This is a genomic window from uncultured Amaricoccus sp. (assembly GCF_937858865.1).
Classification (GTDB): domain Bacteria; phylum Pseudomonadota; class Alphaproteobacteria; order Rhodobacterales; family Rhodobacteraceae; genus Amaricoccus.
In genome coordinates, this window is the sequence record NZ_CALLYO010000031.1 from 1 (window position 1) to 3,511 (window position 3,511).

Sequence of the window (3,511 nt, forward strand, 5' to 3'; positions counted from 1 at the left end):
GTCTCGGTGGTGGACGACCTCTCCGGGCAGGACTTCGTCTTCAAGCAGGTGATCCTGCCGCTCGGCATCTCCTTCATCACCTTCCAGAAGATCGCCTTCCTGATCGACGTCGCCGGCGGGCGGATCAAGTCCTTCAGCTTGCGCGACTATCTGCTCTTCGTAATGTTCTTCCCGCAGCTGATCGCGGGGCCGATCATCCACTACGGCGAGACGATCCCGCAGTTCGAGCGCGCCACCTGCCGCTTCGACAAGACGCTCTTTGCCGTCGGCATCACGCTCTTCTGCTTCGGGCTCTTCAAGAAGGTGGTGCTCGCCGACGGCATGGCCGAGCATGTGACCCCGGTCTTCGCCTATGCCGCCTCCGGCGCCGAGGCGACCTTCCTGCAGTCCTGGCTGGCGGCGGTCGGCTTCACGCTGCAGATCTACTTCGACTTCTCCGGCTATTCCGACATGGCCTGCGGGGCGGCGCTCTTCTTCGGCATCCGCCTGCCGATCAACTTCGATTCGCCCCTGAAGGCGACGAGCATCATCGACTTCTGGCTGCGCTGGCACATCACGCTGACCCGCTTCCTCACCGCCTACGTCTACAACCCGATGGCGCTGGCGCTGACGAGGGCGCGGGCGGCGCGGCGCCAGCCGATGCTGCGCGCCCGCGATTCCCACCCGCTCGCCTTCCTGCACGTGCTCGCCTTCCCGACCATCACCACCATGCTGATCTCCGGGCTCTGGCACGGGGCGGGCTACACCTTCATCCTCTGGGGCCTGCTGCACGGGGTCTATATCGTCCTGAATCACCTCTGGCGGCAGTACGGGCCGCGACCGGCGGTCGCAGGCCCTGACAGGGAGCCGGGACCGGTGGGGCAGTTCGCGGGCTTCGCGCTGACCTTCCTCGCGGTCGTCGTCGCCATGGTGCTGTTCCGCGCCCCCGACCTCGCCTCGGCCGGCAACGTCCTCGGCGGCATGGCCGGCCTGCACGGGATCGGGCTGCCGGGAAGTCGGTTCGGCGCGGCGGCGATGCACCTCGTCGACGGCGTGGTTCCGGCGCATGCCTTCGTCACCGCCGCCACCACCCTCTTGGCGCTCCTCGCGATCGCGCTGCTCCTGCCGAACTCGGTACAGATCCTCGCGGCCTACGAGCCGGTGCTCTACACGCCGAAGCGCCCGGCGGAGATGCCGGGGGTGCTGCCCGCGGCGCTGCGCCGCCCGCTCGCCTGGCGCCCGACCGTCGCCTGGATGGTGCTCTTCGCCGCCATCGCCGCGGTGTCGATGATCCGGCTCACCGGCAAGAGCGAGTTTCTGTACTGGCAGTTCTAGCCGCGAACCGCAGAGCTTGGTCCGATTGAAAGGAGTGTTCGGCGATGGACAGACGCAGCTTCCTCACTGCCGCGGTGCTCGGGGTGTGCCGTGGGCGCGGGCAATGCCGGGGCTGCGGGTCCTGTGCCATGACAGGCTCTTCCCGGTCGAGGGCCGGAACCTGACCGCCGCGGATCGGCGGGCACTCGTTATCGATGCTGCTTGACGCCGCCACCGCGGACCGCAGCCGGCTCGCGTCCCCCTTCAACGTCTGCGTCATTGGTTCGGGCCCCGCCGGCATGACCCTGGCGCGCCGGCTCGCCGCCCGGGGGCTCAAGGTGGCGCTCATGGAGGCGGGCGGGCTCGAGATCTCGCCCGAATCGCAGGATCGGTATCAGGGCGAGATCGTAGGGCTACCCTATTTCGACCTCGATGTGGCACGCCTGCGCATGCTCGGCGGCACCTCGGGTCACTGGGCCGGCTGGTGCCGCGCGCTCGATGCCCATGACTTCGAGTCGCTGCCGCACCGCCCCTACGGCTGGCCGATCGGCAAGGCCGACCTCGACCCCTACCAGCCGGCCGCCTCGGAGGTGCTCGGTCTCGAGCCCGAGCGGGAAGGCCCGGATCTGCCGATGACGCAGGCGGAGGCGCGCCTGCGCAACATCCAGCTACGGCAGAGTCCGGTGCGCTTCGGCGAGAACTATCGCGACGAGATCGCCGCATCGGACCGGATCACCGCCTGCCTCAACGCCAACCTGGTCGACCTGCGTCTGGGAGACGACCTCGCCACGGTAGAGGGCGCGGTGTTCCGCTCCCGCGCGGCGGACGATTCGGGCTTCACGGTCCGGGCGCGGGCCTACTGCCTCTGCCTCGGCGGGCTGGAGAGCCCGCGCATGCTGCTGAACTTCACCGGCCAGAAGCCGAACGGCATCGGCAACGACCATGACCTGGTCGGCCGCTATTTCTGCGAGCATCCGAAATACGAGGTCGCCGAGGTCCTCTTCGCCCGCCCGCCCGAGTTCGGGTCGGACCATTTCTCGCCCACGCTCGATTTCATGCTGCGCGAGCAGGTGCTCAACTTCACCATGCGCGTGTTGGTGCACGCTCCGCCCGCGGCCTCCCGGGGCGCCGCACTCCGGGCAGCCGCGGTCTGCGCCACGCCCTTCACCGAGCGCCTGGCCGAGCGGGTGCTCGGGCGGAGGCAGGTCTGCCGCTGGGGCGGGCTGGCCGAATACGGCATCCGCCGCGATCCCGGCCGCGCGCCCGTCGGCTCGGTCATCATGTACACCGAGCAACTGCTCGACCGCGACAGCCGCGTCACGCTCGCCGACGCCACCGACGACTTCGGGCTCCGGCGCATCCGCCTCGACTGGCGGATGGCCGAGGTCGACCGCCGCACCGTGCAGGCCGCCACGCTCGCACTCGGAGCGCATTTCGCCGAGCAGGACATCGGGCGGCTGCGGGTGCGGGACTGGCTCCTGGCCGAGCCCGTAGCCCTGCCGGATCCGCCCGGCAGGGCCTGGGAGGGCTCCTATCACCACATGTGCACCACCCGCATGGCCGACGATCCGCGCGAGGGCGTGGTCGACCGCAACTGCCGGGTGCACGGCACGGCGAACCTCTATGTGGGCGGCTCCAGCGTCTTCTCCGCCCCCGGCTTCGCCACCCCGACCTATACGATCGTGCAGCTCGCGCTCCGGCTCGGCGATCATCTCGCGGACAGCCTGCCGGGTCCCGGCGGGATCATCAGCGACTGATCGCGATCGTCGTCGGGCTGTTCCCGCTCCCCCGACCTCGCCTCTGCCGGGAAATCGGTTCGGCGCCGCGGCGATGCACCTCGCCGACGGCGTGGTTCCGGCGCCCGCCGTCGGGCAACCGATACGCCCTTCTCCAATTCGCTGTAACCGCAAGGGAATTGGATCCGCCGGCTGGCCTCGACCTGCGATCCGCGGTCGCGCAGCATGCCCGCACGGGCCGAATCGGCGGCCCCAGGCCAATTTGGAGTGGAGTATGCAGTTCAGCAGGACGAGTCTCGCCGACGCGATGGTCATCGACATGCAGCGCAACGAGGATTCACGCGGCTTCTTCGCCCGCACCTTCTGCGTGAAGGAGTTCGCCGACCACGGTCTCGTCACCGAGTTCGTGCAGGGCAACCATTCCTATAACCGCCGCAAGGGCACCGTCCGCGGCATGCACTTCCAGACCGCGCCGCACGGCG

General features: G+C 69.3%; 3 protein-coding genes. All 3 read left to right on the plus strand.

The annotated features are described in order from the left end of the window. Window positions 1-1,314, plus strand: a 1,314-nt coding sequence (locus tag Q0112_RS00830; protein ID WP_297970241.1) for an MBOAT family protein, incomplete at its 5' end; no start/stop codon positions are given. Between the two features lie 194 nt (window positions 1,315-1,508). Further along, window positions 1,509-3,050 carry a GMC oxidoreductase gene (locus tag Q0112_RS00835; protein ID WP_297970243.1) on the plus strand — a complete coding sequence of 514 codons (1,542 nt, stop codon included), beginning with the start codon at window positions 1,509-1,511 and terminating at the stop codon, window positions 3,048-3,050. 253 nt (window positions 3,051-3,303) lie between these two features. Beyond that, a partial coding sequence (locus Q0112_RS00840) for a dTDP-4-dehydrorhamnose 3,5-epimerase family protein (protein ID WP_297970245.1) occupies window positions 3,304-3,511 on the plus strand: 208 nt, incomplete at its 3' end.

Bases quoted from the DNA above. Each gene is read 5' to 3' on its own strand.
- Q0112_RS00835 (WP_297970243.1), top strand. From the start codon at position 1,509: ATGCTGCTTGACGCCGCCACCGCGGACCGCAGCCGGCTCGCGTCCCCC.